This window comes from Litoribacillus peritrichatus (assembly GCF_039537985.1).
In the GTDB taxonomy this organism is placed as follows: Bacteria; Pseudomonadota; Gammaproteobacteria; order Pseudomonadales; family Litoribrevibacteraceae; genus Litoribacillus; species Litoribacillus peritrichatus.
The window spans coordinates 353,518-377,378 of sequence record NZ_BAABBN010000004.1 but is presented as its reverse complement, the minus strand read 5'-3'; the positions used below and the strand labels follow the sequence as shown (position 1 = coordinate 377,378).

Sequence of the window (23,861 nt, the reverse complement as noted above, 5' to 3'; positions counted from 1 at the left end):
AGAACCCAAACCTCCGCACCGAAGCTCTGATAACAGCCTTCAGTGCTCAGTGGTACAAGTGCAGTTTCGACCTTGATTCTTTGCACGGTAAAGATGCTTATCCGCCGCCTTTATTAAACTATCCCAGGAGTCATAATACCGGGTAGAGCTTAACCCAGAACTGATCGATAGAGTAATCAGCTCGTCGCCGACCTTGTATTCGCATTCCGCAATAACCTGACGAACCCGGTCAATGAGCACATAACCTTCTTTCAGTGTGGTTTTCGGCAACAAAATCAAAAACTCTTCACCACCCCAGCGTCCAATCAGATCAGACTCCCTTAGACAAGTCTTCAACTTATTGGCGACCAACTTTAACACCTCATCACCAACGTCGTGTCCGTATTGATCATTTATTTTCTTGAAGTGGTCTAAGTCACACACCGCCACTGTCATCTCCGGTTGAGATGAACAATCCAGGTGAGCATCAGAACCATGACATTCTTTAATGCCCCTTCGGTTAAACAAACCGGTTAATTCATCCCGGTGCGCCATCGACTTCAATACGGCATTCGCTTCATCGCTTTTTCGCTGAGCTTGCATTCTTGAGTTCTCCATCATGTAACCCATCGCAGTCACAAACAAAATAGAACCAGTAAAGCGATATTTAATATCATCGGTATAACCGTGACTGACGAATGATAAATCCGGAACGTATAAAATCACGCAAGAAAGAATCAGCACGACACCCACCAGCAATGCCCCTAACCGACTTCCAAACAAAGAAAAAACGATCAGCGGATACGCATAACACCACAAAAGGCCTGTATTTTCCTGACCACCGGAGGCCAAAAGAAAAAGATACAAAAACGAAAACCCCAGGCAGATCATCGCCTGAAACACCAGCCAATTCTTAGTCAGTTGAAATTGAAGCCAAACCAGAAAAGTGCAAAACGCAAAAATGATCAGACCCATGCCATACGAAGGCAAGCCCGACAAATAGGATTTAATACCAAATACTGTCAGAAAGAAGGTACCCAACAAGCACAATGAAGAGCTTAAAGCATCGTTTCTTCGAGTATTTTCCAGTCCGATCCCTGACATAAGACTACTTATTTTCGATTGTCTGATATTGTTATTGTAATTTTTTAATCCACTCAAAATTATGAGCATTTTCCAAACGTACTCGAAGTTATGTGTTCGGTTCTACACCACTTAAGTTAACATTTGTAAAATTCAGTGTTGTATAGACGGAACAACACATTCAAAAAGGTCATTTTTCGATCAACAACATTACATCAGAAATAAGTATAAATAAATGGACAGATAGACGAATGGCCGTGAGATAAGAGCGATGATTTTGACAAACAATATTGTTCTATAAACAGCCCCTGAAGCTCGAAACTGAGAATATAGAATTCAGTTCACGCACGTCAGGAGCCTAAGATATTGGTTCAGTTAAGCGGAAGCTTCTGCCGCTTCTCTTTGCAGTGCTTTTTCTCGGGCAGGCCGTGATTCCACTTGTTCCAAATAGGCCAGCAGGTTTTCCTGCTCTACAGGCTGTTTGAAATTAATCCCCCAACGCAGGGTTTGCGCCATTAAAATATCCACTGCGGTAAATTTATCGCCCAGCATATATTGCTTATCGCCCAAACCTTCACTGAGTAATTTCAACGCTTTTTGAAACTCCCAGGCTGCAGTCGGTAACGCAGCTTCAACACGATATTTCTTAGGCAATGCAAATTTATGTTTACCCAATGTCCACAATGGCTGCTCAAGTTCGGTTAATGCAAAGTAACTCCACTGCTCATAGCGTGCGCGTTCAGCCGTGCCCGTTTCAGGGATCAGCTCACCGGCCGAATACTTATCCGCTAGATGTGTAACGATCGCGCCCGACTCGATCATAACAAATCCATCCATTTCAACGGCAGGCACTTTACCCGCCGGATTCACTTTCAAAAACTCGGGCGACTGAGACTCCCCCTTTGCAAAGTCCACTAAACAATATTGGTAATCGATCCCCATCTCTTCCAGCAACCAAACGATTCGGGTCGCACGTGTTTTCGGGTAACCATAGACTTTGATCATGTAGAGTCCTTCATACTGTTGAATTTGTTCTGGCAGAGCATAGAATCTTTACATAAAAATGTCACCCATAAGAAAGGCCTTCAGTGAAGGCCTTTCAGGGAACGCTATACCATCATCATCCTAAGTTAATGCACTGGGGCCACAAACCGGCTCTCCACCACATCATTCTGGTCTGGATCATTAACATTCCAGACTTCAAACTGAATCGGCGAAACCCGTTCGGATAACTTCTCAAGTTTTACCGTGACCGCAACCGGTAACTGACTGACTTCACCCACATCCAAAGTAACAGGCTCAAGGCCTTCCACCGTTTTGTAGTCCAAACCGGTCACTTTCACTTCAAACGTTTGGGTGGTTTGCGTTTTGTTCATCACCCTCAGGTTATAACTGTTCACAATATCGCCCAGATAGTTCTCCCGGTATAAACTGGCACCTCTGCCGCGATCCACTTCTAAGTCCACCGTTGGTAAGGTCAGGACACCAAACGTAAGACAGCCAACCATGATGGTCAACACCGTTGAATAGCCCAAAAAACGTTTCGAAAAAAAAGAGGACGCTTTATGTTTGAGTTTATTCTCGCTGGTATAACTGATCAGGCCTCGGGCAAATCCCATCTTATCCATCACGCTGTTGCACGCATCAATGCACTTTCCGCAGCTGATACACTCATACTGAAGACCATCCCGAATATCAATGTCCGTCGGGCACACCTGAACACACAAGGTACAATCCACACAATCACCGACCGCCGGTTGGCTTCCTTCTACCCACTCCGGGTTTCGTTTCCTTTTTGACGCCGTTCTGGGTTCACCCCTTTCTTCATCGTAAGAAATGACCATGGTATTACTGTCAAACATTACAGCCTGAAAACGCGCGTATGGGCACATATGCAAACAAACCTGCTCTCGCAACCACCCAGCATTCAAATAGGTCAGGACGGTAAACAGCATCACCCAACTCAAGGCAATTAATGAAATATCCAGGCTGATTATGTCTGCCACCAACTCTCTGATGGGTGTGAAATAGCCCACAAACGTCAACCCGGTGAAAAATGCCACCGTAAACCAACCCAGATGCTTGAGCGATTTCTTAGCAAATTTACTTAAAGACCAAGGCTGCTTATCCAGCTTCCTGCGTTTATTTCTGTCGCCTTCAACGTAGTTCTCGATCCAGATAAACACCCATGACCAGGTGCTTTGAGGGCAGGCATATCCACACCACACCCTGCCATACAAGGTCGTCACAGCAAACAAGCCAAAAGCACTGATCACCAGAGCAAACGAAAGCAAATACAAATCCTGAGGCCAAACAGTAAGGCCGAAAATTAAGAACTGGCGATTGGATAAATCCCAGAGCACCGCCTGATGGCCTCCCCATTGCAGCCAGACACAACCAAAAAACGCTAAAAAACCCAGCCCCGCTACGATCTTTCTTAGATTACTGTGAAAACCTGTAGCCGCTTTAACTTGAATTTTTTCACTGGATTGAACGTTTTGGTTGAAGCTTTCTACAATACTTAAAGAAGGCTCTGATTCGAGTTGCTTTACATCTATTTTGCTATTCATTACTTACCTGTCTCATCAAGAAAATCTTGTCACAGGCATCTATTGCAAGCGATGTACCATCAAACCAAGCTTTAAAAATCGACACTCGAATAAACTAACACATTGATTTAATTAGAATTATCAATCCAGGAAAAGTGAACACCTCAACAACAAAACCAAATACAGACACGAAATAACGTGCGCACGGTATTTCGTTTAATCAATGTCGTGACTACGGCTCTGGCAAGTCATCCCCAGGCAGAACAGGAAGTACACGAGACGCGTCCTCACCGGGGCTTTTATCGGTCGCAGAAAGTAACGTTTGAGGTAAAGCACTAAGCCAGTCAAATCGTTCAAGCAGCGAACACCAAACGGTGTCCAGACCAGCAATCAAAGTTAATGACTGCTTTGAATAAGGGTGAATGAAAGACAATTTCCAGGAATGAAGTAACATTCTTGGTGACTGAAAATGATCCCTAAAATATTGAGTATGACGCCCTTTCCCATAACGGGTATCGCCAATAATCGGATGATTAAGGTGTTTTAAATGACGACGAATCTGATGCTTTCTTCCCGTCCGAGGTAAAGCCTCAACCAGCGAATACCGAGACTGAGGGTATTTATCAATTGCTATCGGTATCTCTACTGTAGCCAAACACCGGAAATCGGTAATTGCTTCCTGAGGTGGTTTAACCTTTGGCCGGCGAGCAAAGCGATCAATCGGTGGAGACATGGCATAATCCAAATGCACTTCATCCGGCATAAAGCCTCTTGTGATGGCCAAGTACCGTTTCTCAACATCCCGCTCCCGCCACTGATCCACCATCACACTTGCGGTTTCAGAATTCAAGGCAAAGATCATCACGCCTGATGTTGCTCTATCCAAGCGGTGAACAGGGTAAACTCTTCGCCCAAGCTGATCACGCAACAACTGCAAGGCCATTAAGGTACCCGGTTTATCACGTTCACCACGATGCACCAACAAACCCGCCGGTTTATTGATGGCCACAAGATTGTCGTCAATATAAAGGATTTCTAATTTCATTAGCTATTACTGAATTAAATGTACTGGATTAACTGAGCTATTCTACTGGATTTACCACGTCACAATGGTCGCTGAATATTCAGCTTTTTCATTTTCGAACGCAACGTACTCGGCGGCAGGTCAAGCACTTCTGCGGCCCCTCCCTTCCCCGCAATTAACCACCCCACGGAGTCCAAAACCGAGACGATATGATTTCGTTCGGCTTCAGCCATGGTCATATTTGCAGAAAAACAAGATAACGTCTTAGCAACCGAGGAAGTCACGCTGCCTTTCCTTTGGTACGAAGGTTCAAGCCCTGAAACCTCCAACCAAGGCGTTGCGCTAATGATTGCGGCCCTCTCCAGAAGATTATTTAACTCCCGGATATTACCAGGCCACTGATAACTCATGAACTGAGACATGGTTTCAGGCGTAACACCCAACAAACTTTTTCCTAACTGCTTTTCCAGTTTGCGCAATCGAAACTGAATTAAGGCCGGAATGTCTTCTTTTCTGTCACGTAACGGCGGCGAAATTAACGGAAAAACATTCAATCGATAATACAAATCAGACCGGAACTGCCCTTCATCCACCATGACTCTCAAGTCACGATTTGTTGCTGCAATGACCCGAACATCCACCGGAATGGTGCCTGTGCCCCCCACTCGCTCGATCTCACCTTCTTGCAACACACGCAATAGCTTAACCTGAACATTCAGTGGTAACTCCCCCACTTCGTCCAGAAATAGTGTGCCGCCATTTGCCAACTCAAAGCGGCCAATATGGCGCCCAATGGCCCCGGTAAACGCCCCTTTTTCATGACCAAACAATTCACTCTCAACCAAATTAGAAGGAATGGCACCACAATTCACTTTCACAATGGGTTGTTTTTTTCGAAGGCTTGATTGGTATATCGCGTGGGCAATTAACTCCTTGCCCGTTCCACTCTCTCCCTGGATTAACACCGAAGCGTCGGTAGGCGCAACCTGTTCGATCTGAACCTGAACCGACTTCAATGCAGAGCTACCACCGATCAAACTCGATAAATCCAGCTCATCCTCCATTTCATCCTTGAGGTAACGATTCTCAGCTTCGAGCTTTTCCGTTAAGACTTTTACTTGATGGAATGCCTGCTGAAGTTTCGCTTCCGCCTGTTTTCGCTCCGAAATATCTTTAAAGACCACCACAGCACCGACGATATCTCCATTCATATAAATGGGCGTACTGGAATATTCAACAGGAAAACTGGTACCGTCTTTTCGCCAAAACAGCTCATACTCTATGGCATGCTGCACACCCGTCTTAGCCGTTTTAAAAATAGGGCATTCATGCTGAGGGTAAGGACTGCCATCCGGTTTGGTATGATGATGCATTCCGTGAATCATATGACCGATGGTTTCCCCTGCCGTCCATCCGGTAATTTGCTCCGCCGCCGGATTCACAAACGTCGCCCTCCCTTCTGTATCCAGCCCATAAACGCCTTCGCTCATTGAACTTAGAATCAGCTCATATCGCTGTACAAACTCATCCACCGAATTATCATTTCGCAAGCCCATCATTGCTTGATTCGGTTTATTTTTAAGCGCCATAGTTTTGAAACTCAACTGTCATAACAAATCCATTAAACAACCATTCTAGCAACTTAGAGAGTTACCCTCACTGACATTAATCAGGTTTTAAAGTCGTCTTTTTACGAACCGCCCATCCGAAAGAGCTATTAACTCACATATCAATAGCGAGCCATATTAATACCTTCGAACTAGACTTAAAGGATTACTGAATCGAGTTAAAGGGCTCAATTCAATGTAGCGCTTTAGCTACGACGCCAGTAATAACCACATGAGGAAAGATACAGGAGGCAACAATGGTTCATGCTTTTGCTGGAAGAAATGACAAGCAACAACAGGAAATCGCCAAATGGAGCGTCATTTTTGAAAGCCTTACGCCTCTAAAACAACGAACGCTGGACATCCTGGAAGAGCGTTACAGTCCAATAATGCGCCGTTTTTTAGAAAACCCCGCCAGCATGGGTTTTCTCATAGAGTGGGATTTTTCAGGCAGCAGCTTAGGTCACAGTCATTTAGAGGACAGGCCCACCTGCATAGACCCCAACCAGCTGCTGAGAGAAATATCCATCCTAGAGGCTTACGGTGAAACGGATTACATTCGAGCATCCATGAAGGACATAAAATAACTGAGTTCGCTTGAAATCATACATAATTCAACTCAGGCCAACTTCATGTTTATACTCATCACACCTTTAACAAAAAAGCCCGAACAGCAAATACTCTTCGGGCTTTATTTTTTCATAGCAGCGCTTGGCCGCTAAGATCAATAATCACTGATAATAAGCGTTATCCGTCACAGTGTGGTCGGTAACATCACGAACACCTGACAACTCAGTAATCACTTCAAGCAAACGCTTTTCGACACCGTTCTTCAGCGTAATATCCACCGCACTACACCCCTGACAACCACCACCAAAACGTAATACCGCCACTTTATCTTCGGTGATTTCGACCAGACTCACTTCACCACCGTGCGCAGCCAAACCAGGATTAACTTCGGTCATTAACAAGTAGTTGATGCGATCATGCAGCGGGCTGTTTTCGTCCACTTTCGGCATTTTCGCATTCGGTGCCTTAATTGTAAGCTGGCCGCCAAGTTTGTCCTCAGCAAAATCCACCACCGCTTCATCCAAATAAGGAACGCTGTTGCGTTCAACGTACAAACGAAAATCAATGTAGTCAGAGACCAAGTCTGATTCTACGATTTCGTCAGGCTTACAATATGCCAGGCATGTCTCAGCGTCTTTGGTTCCAGCCTGAGTCACATACATACGGACACCCATACCTGGAGAATTTTGTTTAGCCAATAACTCACCCAAGTACTTCTTTGCACCATCTGTCACGTTAATGTTGTGATCAATATCTTCGTATTCGCTCATAACCTGCCTTTTTATGCCTGCGGCTCATCATCAAGGATGTGCATTGTACTCTAACTTACGGTTACTTCAATTAGTATAGTGTTTTACTCAAGTACCAGCCATTTCAACTTCTGGGAAATCTGGTAGAATAACCGCCCTTTTAGGTTTATATAATCTGTCATTTCACAACAGGTTTAGTTCGAAATATGTATCAGCATGATTTAAATGAACAAATCATGTTGAACCAAGCAGCGAAAATTACGGCGGTAAGTTAATGGATACCAGACAGCAAAGAACAGAGCGACTAAAACAAGAATTAGAAAAACGCATCCTGGTCTTGGATGGTGCAATGGGCACTATGATCCAAAGCTATAAGCTGGAAGAAAAAGATTATCGAGGCGATCGTTTTTCTGATTTCCATATGGAAATCAAAGGCAACAATGATTTACTGTCGATTACTCAGCCAGAGATTATCCAAAAGATTCATGAAGCCTATTTGGAATCAGGCACCGATATTCTTGAAACCAACACCTTTAACTCGACGCAAGTTTCCCAAGCCGATTACGACATGCAGGAAATTGCTAAAGAGCTGAACCGAGAGTCCGCTCGTGTTGCTCGTGCCGCTGCCGATGCATACACCGCCAAGAATCCAGACAAACCCCGTTTTGTTGCCGGAGTATTAGGCCCAACCAGCCGTACTGCGTCCATTTCTCCTGACGTGAATGATCCGTCAAAGCGTAACGTTACTTTCGATGAGCTTGCTGAAAACTACCGGGAAGCAACCCACGGCTTAATTGAAGGCGGTGCGGACATTATTTTGATCGAAACCATTTTCGATACCTTAAATGCGAAAGCGGCCGTATTTGCTGTACAGGACGTATTTGAAGAACTGGGTTTTGACCTGCCGATCATGATCTCAGGCACCATCACTGACGCCAGTGGTCGTACCTTATCAGGTCAAACGGCGGAAGCATTCTACAACTCACTGGCTCACGCCAAGCCATTAAGCATTGGTTTTAACTGTGCATTAGGTGGCGACGAACTTCGCCCTTACGTTGAAGAATTAGCCGCCAAAGCAGATTGTTTTGTCAGTGCACACCCGAATGCGGGTTTACCCAACGAGTTTGGCGAGTATGACGAAACTCCGGAAGAAACTGGCAACATTGTTGCTGAGTTCGCCACCAGCGGCTTCGTCAACATTGTAGGTGGTTGTTGCGGTACCAGCCCTGAGCATATCAAAGCCATTGCCGATAAAGTTTCAGGCATTAAGCCACGCGTCATTCCGGACATTCCGAAAGCATGTCGTTTAAGTGGTCTTGAGCCGTTTAACATCACAGAAGATTCTTTGTTTGTAAACGTGGGGGAACGAACCAACGTGACTGGTTCGGCCCGTTTTAAACGCCTGATCGTTGAAGAGCAGTTCGATGAAGCTCTCGAAGTTGCTCGCCAACAGGTAGAAGCCGGCGCTCAAATCATTGATATCAACATGGATGAAGGCATGTTGGAATCGCAGGACGCCATGGTTCACTTCCTTAACCTGATTGCTTCTGAACCGGACATTTCACGCGTACCGATTATGATTGACTCCTCGAAATGGGAAATCATCGAAGCGGGCCTAAAGTGCGTCCAGGGCAAGTGCGTTGTAAACTCCATCAGCATGAAAGAAGGCAAAGAAGCGTTCGTTCATCACGCTAAGCTATGTATGCGCTACGGCGCTGCTGTCATTGTTATGGCCTTTGATGAAGTTGGCCAGGCGGACACCGAAGCGCGTAAAAATGAAATTTGCCAACGTTCTTATGACATTCTGGTTAATGAAGTTGGTTTCAACCCGGAAGACATCATCTTCGACCCCAACATCTTTGCGGTTGCTACGGGCATCGAAGAGCATAACAACTATGCTGTCGATTTTATTAACTCTTGTGACTACATCATTAAAAACCTGCCATACGCAAAAATATCCGGCGGCGTGAGTAACGTATCTTTCTCCTTCCGGGGCAACAACCCGGTACGAGAAGCCATCCACGCCGTATTCCTGTATCACGCCATTCAAAAAGGCATGAGCATGGGGATTGTAAATGCAGGCCAACTGGAAATTTACGAAGAAGTTCCCAAAGAACTTCGCGAACGGGTTGAGGACGTTATTCTTAACCGCCGGGAAGATGGAACGGACAGACTGCTTGAAATTGCCGACCAGTACCGTGGCGACGGCGTCAAACAACAGCAAGAAGATCTGAGCTGGCGCGAACAACCGGTAAACAAGCGGATTGAGCACGCCTTAGTAAAGGGCTTAACCAATTTCATTATTGAAGACACCGAAGAAGCGCGTCTTCAGGCAAAACGCCCGATTGAAGTCATTGAAGGCCCGCTGATGGACGGCATGAACGTGGTCGGCGATTTGTTTGGCGCCGGTAAAATGTTCCTGCCTCAGGTGGTAAAAAGTGCCCGCGTAATGAAACAGGCTGTAGCGCACTTGATTCCATTCATTGAAGCGGAAAAAGACGGTGTCATTCAATCCAACGGCAAAATTCTGATGGCCACCGTAAAAGGCGACGTTCACGACATCGGTAAAAACATCGTTGGCGTAGTTCTGCAGTGTAATAACTACGAAGTAATCGACCTTGGCGTAATGGTGCCCTGTGAAACCATTCTAAAAGCGGCCAAAGAACACAATGTCGACATCATTGGCCTCAGCGGCTTGATTACGCCGTCACTGGACGAAATGGTACACGTTGCTAAAGAAATGGAGCGTCAGGGTTTTGATATCCCGCTGCTCATCGGTGGTGCGACGACCTCCAAAGCCCATACAGCGGTGAAGATTGAACAAAACTACACCAAAAACCTGGCGTGCTACGTGGCCGATGCTTCACGCAGCGTTGGGGTTGCAACCTCGTTGTTAAGTGATGACATGCGCGATAAATTTGTATCGGACACCCGCGCCGAATACGTCAAAGTTCGTGAACGCAACGCCAAGCGCAAGCCGAAACAAGCCGACCTGACTTACCAGGAAGCCATTAACAATAAAACTCAAATCGATTGGGACAGCTATACGCCGCCGGCACCAAGCTTCACCGGTGTTAAAGTGTATGAGGATTTCCCTTTGGAAGAGTTGGTCGACACCATTGACTGGACGCCATTCTTCATCTCTTGGGATCTTGCGGGTAAATTCCCCAAAATCCTTAAAGATGAAGTGGTAGGAGAAGCCGCGACGAACCTGTACAACGATGCTCAGAAAATGCTTAAGAAGATCGTCGATGAAAAACTCATTCAAGCAAGAGCGGTTGTGGGCTTCTGGCCTGCCAACCAGGTCAACGATGACGACATTGAAGTCTATGGCGAGAACAATGAACTGCTGGAAACCCTGCACCATATTCGTCAACAAAACCGACGCCCGGAAGGCAAGTCCAACCAAAGTTTGGCCGATTTTGTCGCGCCGAAAGCTTCAGGTAAAAACGACTACGTCGGCGGTTTCGTAACAACCGCTGGCATAGGCGCAGAAGAGCTGGCCAAATCCTACGAAGACAACAACGACGATTACAACTCAATTCTGGTTAAAGCATTAGCAGATCGCCTGGCGGAATCCTTCGCAGAATACATGCACCGCAAAGTTCGTAAAGAACTATGGAGTTATATTCCTGACGAAGAACTGTCCAACGACGAACTTATCAAAGAGCGCTATCAGGGCATTCGTCCGGCACCGGGTTACCCTGCCTGCCCGGATCACACCGAAAAAGCGACCTTATTTAAGTTACTGGACGCCGAAAAGAACACTGGCGTTGAGCTGACCGAGCACTTCGCCATGTACCCTGCGGCATCAGTCAGCGGCTGGTACTTCTCTCACCCGGATTGCCGTTACTTCGGCACCGGAAAAATCGCTAAAGATCAGGTCGAGAGTCTGGCCGAGCGTAAGAATATGCCACTTAATGAACTGGAACGTTGGTTATCGCCTGTCTTATCTTACGACTCTTAATAGCAACCAGCAGTAACCAAGCATGACATCAGAGCTTACAAATGGGGGTGCCCACGCACCCTCCGCTCGTCAACTGACCAAGCTGGCTTTGCCTATTGCCGCCGGGATGCTATCCCTTAGCCTGCTTAGTTTGGTCGAAACCATCATTCTTGGTCACTACAATCAAGTTGCACTCGCGGCGAGCGGAGCCGCCAACTACGTCTTTTTTATTTTTCTGTCTGCATTTGCCGGCTTTGCAATTTCTGCTCAAACCCAGGTTGCGCGTTATATTGACAGCGACCCGCAAAAAGCCCGCCGTTTTGTTCACATCTGTATTTTTCAGATCACCAGCTGCGCATTACTCATCCTGGGGGCTGTCTCCCTGTTTAAAACAGAGATTATTGCGTTCCAGGTGAATGACCCTGTTCTGATTGAAGCAGGCTCCATCTACCTTCAAATCAAAACCTTCAGCGTTCTCCCAATTGCCCTCCTCATGTCTATGCGTGGCTATTGGCACGGCGCCAACAAGCCCAAAGTGTTTTTACTTTGCTTACTCGCAAGCCACATAGGCTCGGGCGTGTTGTGCTATTTATTAGTGAATGGCGAACTTGGACTTCCTGAGCTGGGATTAAACGGAGCGGCTGTCGGCAACTTGATTTCCATCACGGTCGGCACCTTAATTTTACTTCTATTAAGTCGCCACCTGTTTGTTAAGCAAGAAATACAACGAATTAGCTTAAGTGAACTCAAAACTGGCTGGCACCTGGCGTGGCCAACGTCATTACAACAAACCATTTTTGCCATCGGAACCGCTGCATTCATGGCCATTATAGGTCGCTTAGGCGTCAGTGAACTGGCTGCAGCCCATCTGCTCATTACCCTGTCACTTATATTGATCTTACCAATCGTTGGCATTGGCATGGCGGCTACAACCTTCATAAGCCAATCATACAGCCAATTTCAGGCCACCGGACAACATCCCGAGCTGTCAACAGACTGGTATCGCATTGCGATTCAGATCGCCGGCGGTTTAGTGGCCATGATAAGCCTCGGCCTTTATGCCTTCCCCAACGAAATACTTCAAACACTCACTGATGAGCCCGATGTGATAGACGCGGCCTTCATCCCACTGCTTGTTTTAGCGCCTTCTCTTTTGCTTGAAGCATTTGCCATCACAACCAAACAGTCTTTGTATGCCATTCGTCAAAACAAAGCGGTCATGAAAGTTCTGGTGTTTACCCAGTGGGGCGTTTTACTGCCTTCGATGCTGGTCTTACACCTTACTGAAAACGGCTCACTGGAACTGTATCTTTTGATGCACGCAGGCCAAAGGGCCGTCAACAGCATCTGGCTGTATTCCATTTGGCGCAGAGAACACAAGCGCAACCACCACTCCGTCAGCCTTGACCACCTTGATATGCACAAAATCAATTAAAAGAGCCAAGATAATCGGCTTTTTCGATTATGTTTATATTAAATATGAATTTTGACCTGACAACCTTATAACTTAGAATGCGCCCATTATAAAAAAACAGTAGTTTAGCCTCGGGCGAGATTGCTGTATCTTTGGCAAAATTTTAAATACCAATAATTACTGTGATTAAGTGCTCTCTGAATACCAGAGAAACTGGAGTAGACCAAACCCATGTACGTTTACGATGACTACGATCATGCGATCATTGAAGACCGTGTGAATCAATTCCGCGATCAAACCAATCGCTACTTTGATGGCAAACTGAGTGAAGAAGAATTCTTGCCTTTACGTTTGCAAAACGGCCTTTACGTTCAACGTATGGCGCCTATGCTTCGTGTGGCTGTGCCATACGGCATGCTTGCTTCAAACCAACTGCGCAAACTGGCAGAGATTGCACGCAAGTACGATAAGGGCTACGCGCACTTCAGTACTCGTCAAAACGTACAGTTCAACTGGCCTGAATTGGCAGACGTACCTGAAATTCTGGCCGAGTTAGCGACCGTAGAAATGCACGCGGTTCAAACCTCAGGCAACTGCATCCGTAACACAACGACCGACCAGTTCGCCGGCGTTTGTCACGGTGAAATTGAAGATCCACGCCCTTATTGTGAAATCATTCGTCAGTGGTCTACTTTCCATCCTGAATTTGCGTTTCTACCAAGAAAATTCAAGATTGCAGTGAACGCAAACACTTTGTCGGATCGCTCTGCTACGGATGTACACGACATTTCTTTGCACCTAGTGAAGAACGACGCTGGTGAAACAGGCTTCCGTGTTGTTGCGGGTGGCGGCCTGGGCCGTACGCCAATCATTGGCAGCACTATTCGTGAATACCTGCCAGCAGAAGACCTGCTGACTTATCTGGACGCAATCATTCGCGTATACAACCAGAAGGGTAACCGACTCAACAAATACAAGGCTCGTATTAAGATTCTTGTTAAAGCACTGACACCTGAAGTATTCGCTGAACTGGTTGAAGAAGAGTGGTCACACATCAAAGACAGCGACAGCAAGCTGACGCCAGAATTGATTGAGAAAATGAAGTCATACTTCACTGAACCGGCTTACGAAGCACTGAGCGACAACAACGAAGCGTTTGAAGCTAAGTTAGCAGAGTCTAAAGGGTTCGCCAACTGGGTGAAGCGCAACGTTGCTGAGCACAAAAAGCCCGGTTACGCAGTTGCCACACTGGCGATTAAACGCCCTGGACATGCACCGGGCGACGTGACAGACCTTCAGCTTGAAAAGATTGCCGACCTGGCAGACAAATACAGCTTTGGTGAAGCACGTACCACTCACGAGCAAAATATTGTGCTGGCTGATGTTAAGAAATCAGACCTTTATGCCATCTGGGAAGAAGCCAAAGAAGCCGGTTTCGCCACGCCAAACCTTGGCCTGCTGACAGACATGATCTGCTGCCCGGGTGGTGACTACTGTGCGCTGGCTAACGCCAAGTCAATTCCTGTTGCCGATGAAATCATGCGCCGTTTCGACGACATTGATTACCTGCACGACCTGGGTGATATTGACCTGAACATCTCAGGTTGTATGAACGCCTGTGGCCATCACCACGTAGGCAACATCGGTATTCTGGGTGTTGATAAAAAAGGCGAAGAATTCTATCAGATCTCCCTTGGCGGAGATTCCGGTAAGATCACTGATACTGCCATTGGTAAAATTCTTGGCCCGTCATTCAAGCGTGATGAAGTCGTCAATGTCTTGGATAAGATCCTGAATATTTACGTTGAACACCGCCAGGACGATGAACTTTTCATCGACACTTTCAATCGCATCGGAATGAGCACTTTCAAGGAGCGCGTCTATGCCAAAGCTAATTAAGAATCGCTCAGTTGTTGAAGACGATTTCGTACTCATCAAAGAATTCAACGAAGGCGATGCAGTGCCTGCCGGAAAAATCATTTTGCCAGTCCAGGTTTATCTGGATCAAAGAGCTGAGCTTGCTGGCCGCGACGACGTCGCGGTTTGGCTGGAATCGGATCAACCTGCAGAACTGCTGAAAGAGATCGCTGATGAAGTCGCTTTCTTAGCGGTAAACTTCCCTAAGTTTGCTGATGGCCGTGGCTACTCTTACGCTCGCCTGATCCGTGAACGCTTTAATTACACAGGTGAACTGCGTGCTATTGGCGATGTGCTGTTAGATCAGCTGCACTTCATGGCCCGCTGTGGCTTCGACAGCTTTGCTGTCCGTGAAGACCGTGATGCAGAAGAAGCACTGAAAGCATTTGAAGCTTTCCGTTATTCTTATCAGGGCGCTAACGATGATCCTTCACCGCTTTTCAGAAAGCGCTTAGGCTAATCGAGATAAGCACCACCGAAAAAGGACGAATACACTTCGTCCTTTTTTGTATCAGCAATTATTCAGCTCAATTCTCTCTCCAGCCTCACTGCGACTCATTCCTAAAACAAACTGTCCAAGCCCTCTTAAAAACGCTATAGTCAAAAGCTCATGAGCAAGGAGTTTTTTGCCTGTAATGGATCATACTGACATCACCTTTTACTTTTTTGTCATCTTTACAGGCTCAGCGGCTCTGGCCACGCTGGCTATGTTCGGTAGACAACCCCTGCTCATCGCTTACATTGTTTTAGGCGCGCTTCTTGGCCCCTACGGCTTTGAACTGATTGACGACCCTACCCTGATCAGTGATTTGGCCCACATCGGCATTGTCTTTCTTCTCTACCTGCTCGGATTGGACATGCAGCCCAACAAGCTGGTTAACATGCTCAAAAAAGCCACTCTGGTAGCGATAGCTTCTTCTGCTATCTTTGCGTTTGCTGGATTCTCCTTCGCCAGTCTGTTCGGCTACAGCGACATTGAAGCATTAGTTATTGGTCTGGCTATGATGTTTTCAAGCACCATCATAGGCATCAAGCTGCTACCAACAACAGCTCTGCATCATAAACACGTCGGTGAATTAGTCACGGGCTTATTATTACTACAAGACTTGATAGCCATTCTGGTTCTGATTGCCATTCAGTCACTCAGTAATCAATCCGCTGGTGAGGGCATGAACTTATTCAGCATGATCAAGCCATTACTCATGTTACCTCTGCTTATTTTAGTCGCCTGGGCGGCCGTCAAATGGGTCATTATTCCATTGCTGATCAAGTTTGATAGCATTCAGGAGTTCATGTTCCTGATTACCATCGGTTGGTGCCTTGGCCTTGCCGAGCTGGCTAAATTCCTAGGGCTGTCCACTGAGATTGGCGCTTTCGTGGCTGGCGTGACGATGGCTTTAACCCCGATCGCACAGTTTGTCGCATTAACTCTGAAACCACTGAGAGACTTTTTCCTGGTACTGTTTTTCTTTTCACTGGGGGCGAGTTTCAACTTAGGGCTTCTCCCCGACGTTTGGTTGCCTTCCGTGATACTAGCGGCGATTTTTCTGGTGCTTAAACCCCTCGTATTCCGCTTTCTTTTATTTAAGATGGAAGAAAGCCAGAACATGGGCTGGGAAGTCGGCTTCAGACTGGGTCAAAACAGCGAGTTTGCCTTATTGGTCGCCTTCCTGGCGCTCGGCACCGGGATGATTGGCAACGAAGCGGCCCACGTTATTCAAGCAACCGCCATTATTACTTTTCTGATATCGACGTATTTAGTCATCACTCGATATCCGTCCCCCATCGCCATGACGGACAAGTTACGGAGAGACTGACCAAACACACCTCAAAAAACAAGCGCAAAAAAAGCACCTCAAAAAAAAGCACCGCCTATTGGCAGTGCTTTTTCGCAAGGAAGCGCGTCTGCGGTTATTGATCCAAAGACACCAAAGTTCTCCCTGCAATCTTACCTTGTAGAATCTTATCGACATATTCAGGTAATTGAGCCAAACCAATTTCAGTCACCCAGTCCTGATATTTAGTCAAAGCGGCCTGGTTTTCTATCATAAAGCGCCACATGTCCGCTTTCTTTTGAGGAGTGACTTCGGCCGAATCAACACCTAAAAGGTTAATTCCTTTTAAAATGAACGGGAAAACCGTCATATTCAGTGTCGGTGAAGCCACCAAACCACAAATAGCCGCAGACCCTTGAGGTTTCAGCGATTTCAATACATTTTCTAACGGTACACCACCCACAGTGTCGATGGCGGCAGCCCAACGTCCTTTTAAGATGGGCCGCTTAGAAGGTTCTGACAGCTCTTCCCGGCCAAAGATTTCAGTCACCCCCAGAGCCTTCAGTGCATCATGTTGCGCTGCTTTTCCCGTAATGGCATGAACTTCAAAACCCAATCCGAACAAAAGTGCAATAGCGACACTGCCCACACCGCCCGTAGAACCTGTCACCAGAACCGGGCCATCTGACGGCTTTAAACCGGTCATCAACAACTTATCAATACACAAAGATGCCGTGATTCCCGCCGTTCCTAATACCGCTGCATTTCGTACCGACAGAGACTCTGGCAAAGCATGAACCCAATCAACGGGCACAGAAATCACCTGACCAAAGCCGCCATCCGTATTCATGCCCAAGTCATGGCCGGTGACAACCACCGGCTGACCCACTGAAAAACGATCGCTCGATGACTGAAGCACTTCACCTGCTGCATCAATACCCGGAACATGAGGGTATTCACGAGTCACGCCTTTATTGCCAGTCGAGGACAAGGCGTCTTTAAAGTTAATTGCGGAGTACCGCACGCGAATAAGTACCTTGCCTTCTTCCAGTTCAGGTACTGAGCGAGTCACAACCTGCTGCTCGAAAGCGCCTTCCGAATTTTCCGTCACTTCAAACGCCTGATAACTTTCCATTCACCTTGCCTCTAAAATCAAACTTTTTAAAACAGAGCCACGCAGTTCATATTCAAATCAACGGATATGAGTACGGCTGTCGACAAATTTAGTCATGATGCGATCCACACTGCGTGTAATGCCCATCGAAGCCGCCATACCTAATTTTTCCTGAAGTGTCTTTTTCATTTCATAGTGCACTTCAAAAACGTCCGCTTCATCCGCCAGTTGCATCAAATACTCATCACTGGTCATGACCTGATCAACTAAACCGTTGTTCAGCGCTTCCGTTCCGTACCAAATATCCCCATTGGCAACCTTATCAATGGCCAATTCCGGGCGATGATGGGACACATGACTTTTAAATAACTCATGAGTATCTTGCAAGTCTTGTCTGAACTTCTCTCTGCCTTCTTCGGTATTTTCACCGATCATCGTCAAAGTACGCTTATACTCACCCGCAGTATGAAGCTCTACATCAATGTCGTTCTTTTTTAACAAGCGATGAATGTTAGGAATCTGAGCGACCACCCCAATGGAACCAATGATGGCAAACGGCGCCGACACGATCTTATTGGCCAAACAAGCCATCATGTAACCACCACTTGCAGCTACTTTATCAACACAGACGGTCAAGGGGATGTCTTTCTTAATAATTCTGTCTAGCTGGGATGCCGCAAGGCCATAGCCATGAACCACACCACCCGGGCTTTCTAAACGAACAACCACTTCATCACAAGGCTCTGCCGTCATGAGCACAGCACTGATTTCTTCGCGCATGGAGTCGGTTGCAGAAGCATTGATATCGCCATCGAAGTCCAGCACATAAACCCGCTTGCCTCTCGCAATCGCTTTCTCTTCGTTTTTCGTTTGCTTCGATTCTTTTTTCGCTGCTTTTTGCTTTTCTTTTTCTTCTTTCTTCAGTGCTTTGGCTTTCGCTTTATACTCGTCTTTAGAAAGCACGGCTTCTTCAAACTGATCTTGCAAATCACTGAACTTATCGTTAATTTTTTTAATTTCAATGTGACCTTCTTTCCTGCTTCTTTGACCCGAGGCAGCAACAAAACCAACAATCACAATAATTGCCACCACGACGGTGACCGTCTGTGCAAGAAATACACTGTACTCACTCCAAAAGCCCAAGCTGATTCTCCCTAGCTATAAAATATTCAAAATTTGATCTCATGGATAATAAAGCTCTCTGCTGTTGAGAACAATTGTCAAAAGACAAATAACCGAAGTTAGTTCAAGAAAAGTCGTCTCATCTACATAACCTTATCAAAGATTCACCAAATCCAATGGCTTCAGGCAACCATTCAAACGCTCGTTTGATTAATCCTTGACTCTCGACTAAAGACATTTTAATCTCGGCTATCGCTTAGCCAGTACAATTGTGCGGCGAAACACCAAACGACCACGTTGGTCAAACACTAATAAGGGCAGAAGCCCGACAAAGAAGGGATAGAATCGATGTCTACAGTTGCAGAAATCATTGAAACTATGAAGAGCAAGTTTAACGCTGACGCAGCATCAGGTATGGAAAATGTTTTCCAGTTCAGCATTGAAGATGGCGACGACTTCTTCTTGACTATCAATGACGGTAGCTTTGAAATCGCTGAAGGTGAAAACGATGACCCTTCTGTAACTCTAATCATGACCACTGAAACTCTAAGTGGCTTAATGAGTGGCGATGTTGATGGTATGCAAGCATTCATGATGGGTCAGCTTAAAGCTGAAGGCGACATCATGCTAGCTACTAAGCTATCTGAGCTGTTCCCTGTATAAGTTTTACTTATTCGGAACACAAAAAAAACCAGCCAAAGGCTGGTTTTTTTTCGCATCAATCATTTCACATGCATTGAATTACTCGGCCAACGCCTCTTCCGCAATCGGATTAACGCCAACCCAAACCAAACGGCCATAGCGTTTTACTAAACCGAAAATAGCGCCGCTCACCAGTGGTAACTGTCGGGACAAGTGCAGTTCATTGGTCACTGCCACTGATTCAAATTTTCCTGCAAAACCGTAATCCCTGACCCACTGCTCTTTGCCATCGGCCAAGACCGATTTTTCAAAACTGTTCTCTTCCAGGGTAAGCGAATCAAGCACAGCCAGTTCAGTCATGCCAAGCACTGACATGACAAACCCCGGCTTAACCAACTCCACCTTGGCCTGCCATTGATCACCATGGCCTATCAACTCAATAGCGTCAGAGCCATTATCAACCAGCAATTTGTATTGCCCATCCGGCAATTTCTGAACAGAGGCATTCATAATGCTATGAACAGGACTGACAGCAACATAAGGCAGCATGCTGAAACCCATCAGTGCCAAGCACATCCCGATTACAGCCACAAAAAACGGGACATTTCCTTTTAACCAGACCAGCCAGTTCGTTAATCTAAAGAAGATAAAAGCGGCTACAAAAAACACCACTACACCTGAAAAAATCAACGTATATTTTAAGAGAGCCAACTCCATGGCAAAGCCCCTTAGTTAAAATGAAACAATGAAAGATTAAAACAATTTCGATAGATCAGCTTATTCTGCACCCTAGTTGCTTTAACGCATCTTCTGCCAAATCAAGAACCTGTTCACCAAAGCCACCACTCGAAGTTAGCATGCCTTCAAGGTAATACTCCAGACTCGACAAAACATCAGCAATGGCGTTTAGCTCAGATTCTCTTGGAGGCTGACTCATTCGAATGATTGAGTTTTCAATATATCGAGAACACACATCTAAAATATTAGCAGCTCTGTCTTTGCCCAGGAACTGGAATCCACCACGGACAGTGGCCAAGGTTGAGTTGACGTTGGCCAGATTCATTTTATCCCAATCGGACTCAACGAAGTCATTAAGTGCACGCTTAGTAATTGATAAACCCGCATCCGCTTCTTTCAACACATTAATTTGCGCCTGATCCAACTCGTGAGTCAAAATATTGTGCGACCCTACGGTATTTTCAGCTTGGTTCACCAAGGTCACTTCAAGGTTTCTAACTGAATCTTCAACGGCCAGTAGCACATCGGCTGTCTGCATCAGGTCTTCATTATCAATTTGCTGACCTTCAGACTTCCAGCCTTCAAAACGTTCCACCTGACGGTGAATCTGCTTTGCTTCTGCATCCAGATTGATCAAAACCAGAGTACTTAATATTTTCCGGAGTTCACTGATGATATCCACAAGGTCTTCAGGTTCTTGCCTTAGAACTCGTGCAGTCAGATCTATCTGATCTTTTAGCTTATTCAGTTCATCACATAAGGCAGCCGATACCGACGCTAATACAGAGCTACCCGGCCCCATCAACAACGCTATTTGGTGCTGGCGATCAATTTCACTGTCTGCATAACTATCAAGACCATAAGTTTTGAGTACTTCCTGAGAACGTGCGTTTTCGCCTTTAACCAGTGCATTAATATAGAGAATATCTTTAATGAGACCTCTTGGCGGTTCAATGTCCAACACCTGATCAGGGTTAACATTTAACTTTTTGATGTAGCGCTCAATTTGCATGTAAAGACGCTTACGGCCATCCGCAATTTCAGTAACCGGCATCACAGATAAACCTTCAAATGCCGAAGCCGCTAACCACCAAAGTTTACCAACAGAGTGATCACCGCATAATTTTTCCAACCCTTCCATGCTACGCAACATCAAACGTAAACACAAAGGAACATGCTCACCTTTCATAATGCCCAATAAGCCCACCATGTACATATGGCGATAACGTTTGCTGATTTCTACAATTTGCTCAACAGGCACTGACTGACCATTTGTTTTCGGTCGGTTTACATTCAGGTTTACGGCAAAGTAGTGGCTATCAGGAATTAAAGTTTGATCCCGCTGTTGACGCAGCTCGTTCACAATCGGAATGAGCAACTCCGGTAAATCTTTTTGACGGGTATTAATAAATTCCAAATAACGGGATAAAGAAAATATCCCTTTTCCCATTGCGGTCAGGACAGTGTCTTTCTCATCACCAGCGCCCACAGGAACTTCATTGGCAACCTCAAGGATTTCATCACAAAGAATCTTTGCTCCCTCAAGTTCAATAATATCAAACACACCTTTTAATGCTGTGAATTGATCAATACACAACTGCATGTCAGCAGCACTTTCTCTGTTTTCGAGAAAACGTTCTAAAGCTGCTTCTGCCTGGCTTAACGAATCTATCACCTCTTCTCGAACGATATTAAATGAGATCGCTTGATTGATTGGGGTATGACCAGTCGACGCCATCTTGAAATCCTTTACTAATAAATATAGGTATGTGAGTCGGACAATTATGCACACGAGCCACTTTCTTTAAAGAAAATATAATCTATCCTGTTAAAAAATAATGTTTTTCAGTTCAAAAAACCTATACATAACCTTGGAAGATCCCTAAAATCGCGCAACTTTCAAGCTCATGGAATAAACAAAAACACATGCCACACACTCTACCCAACGCTTTTGCGAAAAACTTTTTAGGCCACTCTCCAGTGTGGTACAAAAAAGCCATTATCGCTTTTTTAATTATTAACCCACTGATACTTTTCACGCTTGGCCCCTTCATTGCGGGATGGGTGCTGATTGCAGAATTCATTTTTACATTAGCAATGGCGCTGCGTTGTTACCCACTTCAGCCTGGCGGCTTACTCGCCATTGAAGCCGTTGCGCTCGGTATGACAACACCTGAAAACGTCTACCATGAAGCATTAGTTAACTTCCCGGTTATTTTATTACTGATGTTTATGGTAGCAGGTATCTACTTTATGAAGGACTTGCTCCTTTTTGTATTTACCAAACTACTGATTAACGTAAAGTCCAAGTTAGCACTGTCACTTCTTTTCTCAATCGCAGCAGCGCTTTTATCTGCATTTCTGGACGCGCTTACGGTGACCGCCGTCTTAATCAGCGTTGGGGTCGGATTTTACTCCGTTTATCACAAAGTGGTTTCAAGCGGCCATTACGAACCAGAGCACCACGACACTTCCGATGACTCCAAAATGGAAGATCATCAACGTGAAGATCTTGAAGAGTTCCGTTCATTCTTAAGAAGCCTGATCATGCACGGTGCCGTAGGTACTGCGCTGGGCGGTGTTTGTACTCTGGTTGGTGAACCTCAGAACCTTTTGATTGCCAAGTACGTCGGCTGGGATGATTTCATTAAGTTCTTCTCAATGATGGCCCCTGTGACGATGCCTGTATTAGTTGCAGGTTTGCTGACTGTCGTAGTCTTAGAAAAAACCAAGTGGTTTGGTTATGGCCACACCCTTCCGGACAGTGTTCGTCATATTCTGGAAGACTTTGCGGCTAAAGAAGCCAAAAACATGAACAAAAAGCATAAGGCGCAACTGATCATTCAAGCGATTGGAGCCCTGATCCTTGTACTGGGTCTGGCCTTCCACATTGCCGAAGTCGGCTTGATCGGCCTTCTGGTGATCGTATTCCTGACGGCGTTCAACGGCTATACCGAAGAGCATCAGATCGGCCATGCGTTTGAAGAAGCGTTACCTTTTACTGCCCTGTTGGTGGTGTTTTTTGCCGTCGTTGCTGTTATTCACGAACAACATCTGTTCAGCCCGGTCACGAATTGGGTGCTGAGCCTGGAGCCAAGCGCGCAACCTGGCATGTTCTTTCTGGCAAACGGTATTCTTTCAATGATCAGTGATAACGTTTTCGTAGCTACTGTTTATATTTCTGAAGTAGCACAAGTGTTTGAAAAGGGAGAAATCAGCCGGGAGCATTTTGAAACTCTGTCCGTTGCAATCAACACGGGTACCAATCTACCAAGCGTTGCGACACCTAATGGCCAGGCTGCATTCCTGTTCCTATTAACTTCAGCGCTGGCGCCATTGATCAGATTATCTTACGGTCGAATGGTGATTATGGCTTTCCCATATACGATTGTTCTTACGTTGGTTGGTTTCATTGGCGTTTCTAACTACGAGTATTACAGCAACGCAACGTGTAATGAGATTGTCAGCGCAACGAATATCTCTGAGCCTACAGCCCCAGAGAAAGTGAACAGTGAGCTGCACATTTGCGTTAACAAGTTCCCTGAATTAGAAAAGCTGATTGTTAAATAGTTTCTCTAAAAAAAAAGCCCGCTGGCGTTAACCTTCCAGCGGGCTTTTTTATTTCAGACCTT

The 23,861-nt window shown here is 45.9% G+C and carries 18 protein-coding genes; 8 read left to right on the top strand and 10 right to left on the bottom strand.

Going from position 1 to position 23,861, the window contains the following annotated elements:
• Positions 1–39: 39 nt before the first annotated feature.
• The 5 genes from ABD744_RS02850 to ABD744_RS02830 form a co-directional block, all read right to left on the bottom strand.
• Positions 40–1,083, bottom strand: a complete 1,044-nt coding sequence (locus ABD744_RS02850; RefSeq protein ID WP_344795263.1) for a GGDEF domain-containing protein — start codon at positions 1,081–1,083, stop codon at positions 40–42.
• A 354-nt stretch (positions 1,084–1,437) separates the two neighbouring features.
• Entirely contained in the window at positions 1,438–2,067 is a 630-nt protein-coding gene (locus ABD744_RS02845) for a glutathione S-transferase family protein (RefSeq protein ID WP_344795261.1), read from the bottom strand.
• 125 nt (positions 2,068–2,192) lie between these two features.
• The gene (gene ccoG / locus ABD744_RS02840; protein ID WP_344795259.1) at positions 2,193–3,632 is read right to left on the bottom strand and encodes a cytochrome c oxidase accessory protein CcoG; all 1,440 of its coding nucleotides are present in this window, start codon (positions 3,630–3,632) and stop codon (positions 2,193–2,195) included.
• Between the two features lie 211 nt (positions 3,633–3,843).
• Positions 3,844–4,656 carry a pseudouridine synthase gene (locus ABD744_RS02835; RefSeq protein ID WP_344795257.1) on the bottom strand — a complete coding sequence of 271 codons (813 nt, stop codon included), beginning with the start codon at positions 4,654–4,656 and terminating at the stop codon, positions 3,844–3,846.
• 59 nt (positions 4,657–4,715) lie between these two features.
• The gene (locus ABD744_RS02830; RefSeq protein ID WP_344795255.1) at positions 4,716–6,224 is read right to left on the bottom strand and encodes a sigma-54 interaction domain-containing protein; all 1,509 of its coding nucleotides are present in this window, start codon (positions 6,222–6,224) and stop codon (positions 4,716–4,718) included.
• Positions 6,225–6,499: 275 nt separating this feature from the next.
• Here ABD744_RS02830 and ABD744_RS02825 point away from each other — a divergent pair, with 275 nt between their 5' ends.
• Positions 6,500–6,829, top strand: coding sequence for a hypothetical protein (locus ABD744_RS02825; RefSeq protein ID WP_344795253.1), 330 nt, complete (start codon positions 6,500–6,502; stop codon positions 6,827–6,829).
• Positions 6,830–6,973: 144 nt separating this feature from the next.
• Here ABD744_RS02825 and nfuA read toward each other — a convergent pair whose 3' ends face one another.
• A complete protein-coding gene (nfuA, locus tag ABD744_RS02820) occupies positions 6,974–7,582 on the bottom strand; it encodes a Fe-S biogenesis protein NfuA (protein WP_344795251.1) in 609 nt (202 codons plus the stop codon).
• A gap of 253 nt (positions 7,583–7,835) precedes the next feature.
• Here nfuA and metH point away from each other — a divergent pair, with 253 nt between their 5' ends.
• The 5 genes from metH to ABD744_RS02795 all read left to right on the top strand — a co-directional run bounded on the left by metH (position 7,836) and on the right by ABD744_RS02795 (position 16,655).
• A complete protein-coding gene (gene metH, locus ABD744_RS02815; RefSeq protein WP_344795249.1) occupies positions 7,836–11,528 on the top strand; it encodes a methionine synthase in 3,693 nt (1,230 codons plus the stop codon).
• Between the two features lie 22 nt (positions 11,529–11,550).
• Positions 11,551–12,942 (top strand): MATE family efflux transporter, encoded by a 1,392-nt coding sequence (locus ABD744_RS02810; protein ID WP_344795247.1) that lies wholly within the window; start codon positions 11,551–11,553, stop codon positions 12,940–12,942.
• 210 nt (positions 12,943–13,152) lie between these two features.
• Positions 13,153–14,820: a nitrite/sulfite reductase gene (locus tag ABD744_RS02805; protein ID WP_344795245.1), complete on the top strand. Its 1,668-nt coding sequence runs from the start codon at positions 13,153–13,155 to the stop codon at positions 14,818–14,820.
• Positions 14,804–15,298 carry a DUF934 domain-containing protein gene (locus tag ABD744_RS02800; protein ID WP_344795243.1) on the top strand — a complete coding sequence of 165 codons (495 nt, stop codon included), beginning with the start codon at positions 14,804–14,806 and terminating at the stop codon, positions 15,296–15,298. The genes ABD744_RS02805 and ABD744_RS02800 overlap by 17 nt, the downstream gene beginning before the upstream one ends.
• A 175-nt stretch (positions 15,299–15,473) precedes the next feature.
• A complete protein-coding gene (locus ABD744_RS02795; protein ID WP_344795241.1) occupies positions 15,474–16,655 on the top strand; it encodes a cation:proton antiporter domain-containing protein in 1,182 nt (393 codons plus the stop codon).
• Positions 16,656–16,749: 94 nt separating this feature from the next.
• On the opposite strand, the gene ABD744_RS02790 is transcribed toward ABD744_RS02795, so the two are convergent.
• Both ABD744_RS02790 and sohB read right to left on the bottom strand, forming a co-directional pair.
• Positions 16,750–17,748 (bottom strand): YhdH/YhfP family quinone oxidoreductase, encoded by a 999-nt coding sequence (locus ABD744_RS02790; protein WP_344795239.1) that lies wholly within the window; start codon positions 17,746–17,748, stop codon positions 16,750–16,752.
• Between the two features lie 57 nt (positions 17,749–17,805).
• Positions 17,806–18,870 (bottom strand): protease SohB, encoded by a 1,065-nt coding sequence (gene sohB / locus ABD744_RS02785; RefSeq protein ID WP_344795237.1) that lies wholly within the window; start codon positions 18,868–18,870, stop codon positions 17,806–17,808.
• Positions 18,871–19,197: 327 nt separating this feature from the next.
• On the opposite strand from sohB, the gene ABD744_RS02780 reads away from it, so the two are divergent.
• Positions 19,198–19,512 (top strand): SCP2 sterol-binding domain-containing protein, encoded by a 315-nt coding sequence (locus ABD744_RS02780; protein ID WP_344795235.1) that lies wholly within the window; start codon positions 19,198–19,200, stop codon positions 19,510–19,512.
• 78 nt (positions 19,513–19,590) lie between these two features.
• Here the strand turns inward: ABD744_RS02780 and ABD744_RS02775 are convergent, their stop codons facing one another.
• Together ABD744_RS02775 and ABD744_RS02770 are read right to left on the bottom strand one after the other, a co-directional pair.
• Positions 19,591–20,208, bottom strand: a complete 618-nt coding sequence (locus ABD744_RS02775; RefSeq protein ID WP_344795233.1) for a hypothetical protein — start codon at positions 20,206–20,208, stop codon at positions 19,591–19,593.
• 55 nt (positions 20,209–20,263) lie between these two features.
• Positions 20,264–21,967 carry a FimL-related protein gene (locus tag ABD744_RS02770; protein WP_344795231.1) on the bottom strand — a complete coding sequence of 568 codons (1,704 nt, stop codon included), beginning with the start codon at positions 21,965–21,967 and terminating at the stop codon, positions 20,264–20,266.
• A gap of 188 nt (positions 21,968–22,155) precedes the next feature.
• Here ABD744_RS02770 and nhaB point away from each other — a divergent pair, with 188 nt between their 5' ends.
• A complete protein-coding gene (nhaB, locus tag ABD744_RS02765) occupies positions 22,156–23,799 on the top strand; it encodes a sodium/proton antiporter NhaB (protein WP_344795228.1) in 1,644 nt (547 codons plus the stop codon).
• Positions 23,800–23,861 lie beyond the last annotated feature (62 nt).

What these genes read in the sequence shown, in the direction of transcription:
- ABD744_RS02850 (WP_344795263.1), bottom strand. Translation starts at nt 1,083, where the DNA reads ATGTCAGGGATCGGACTGGAAAATACTCGAAGAAACGATGCTTTAAGC.
- ABD744_RS02845 (WP_344795261.1), bottom strand. Translation starts at nt 2,067, where the DNA reads ATGATCAAAGTCTATGGTTACCCGAAAACACGTGCGACCCGAATCGTT.
- ccoG (WP_344795259.1), bottom strand. Translation starts at nt 3,632, where the DNA reads ATGAATAGCAAAATAGATGTAAAGCAACTCGAATCAGAGCCTTCTTTA.
- ABD744_RS02835 (WP_344795257.1), bottom strand. Translation starts at nt 4,656, where the DNA reads ATGAAATTAGAAATCCTTTATATTGACGACAATCTTGTGGCCATCAAT.
- ABD744_RS02830 (WP_344795255.1), bottom strand. Translation starts at nt 6,224, where the DNA reads ATGGCGCTTAAAAATAAACCGAATCAAGCAATGATGGGCTTGCGAAAT.
- ABD744_RS02825 (WP_344795253.1), top strand. Translation starts at nt 6,500, where the DNA reads ATGGTTCATGCTTTTGCTGGAAGAAATGACAAGCAACAACAGGAAATC.
- nfuA (WP_344795251.1), bottom strand. Translation starts at nt 7,582, where the DNA reads ATGAGCGAATACGAAGATATTGATCACAACATTAACGTGACAGATGGT.
- metH (WP_344795249.1), top strand. Translation starts at nt 7,836, where the DNA reads ATGGATACCAGACAGCAAAGAACAGAGCGACTAAAACAAGAATTAGAA.
- ABD744_RS02810 (WP_344795247.1), top strand. Translation starts at nt 11,551, where the DNA reads ATGACATCAGAGCTTACAAATGGGGGTGCCCACGCACCCTCCGCTCGT.
- ABD744_RS02805 (WP_344795245.1), top strand. Translation starts at nt 13,153, where the DNA reads ATGTACGTTTACGATGACTACGATCATGCGATCATTGAAGACCGTGTG.
- ABD744_RS02800 (WP_344795243.1), top strand. Translation starts at nt 14,804, where the DNA reads ATGCCAAAGCTAATTAAGAATCGCTCAGTTGTTGAAGACGATTTCGTA.
- ABD744_RS02795 (WP_344795241.1), top strand. Translation starts at nt 15,474, where the DNA reads ATGGATCATACTGACATCACCTTTTACTTTTTTGTCATCTTTACAGGC.
- ABD744_RS02790 (WP_344795239.1), bottom strand. Translation starts at nt 17,748, where the DNA reads ATGGAAAGTTATCAGGCGTTTGAAGTGACGGAAAATTCGGAAGGCGCT.
- ABD744_RS02780 (WP_344795235.1), top strand. Translation starts at nt 19,198, where the DNA reads ATGTCTACAGTTGCAGAAATCATTGAAACTATGAAGAGCAAGTTTAAC.
- ABD744_RS02775 (WP_344795233.1), bottom strand. Translation starts at nt 20,208, where the DNA reads ATGGAGTTGGCTCTCTTAAAATATACGTTGATTTTTTCAGGTGTAGTG.
- ABD744_RS02770 (WP_344795231.1), bottom strand. Translation starts at nt 21,967, where the DNA reads ATGGCGTCGACTGGTCATACCCCAATCAATCAAGCGATCTCATTTAAT.
- nhaB (WP_344795228.1), top strand. Translation starts at nt 22,156, where the DNA reads ATGCCACACACTCTACCCAACGCTTTTGCGAAAAACTTTTTAGGCCAC.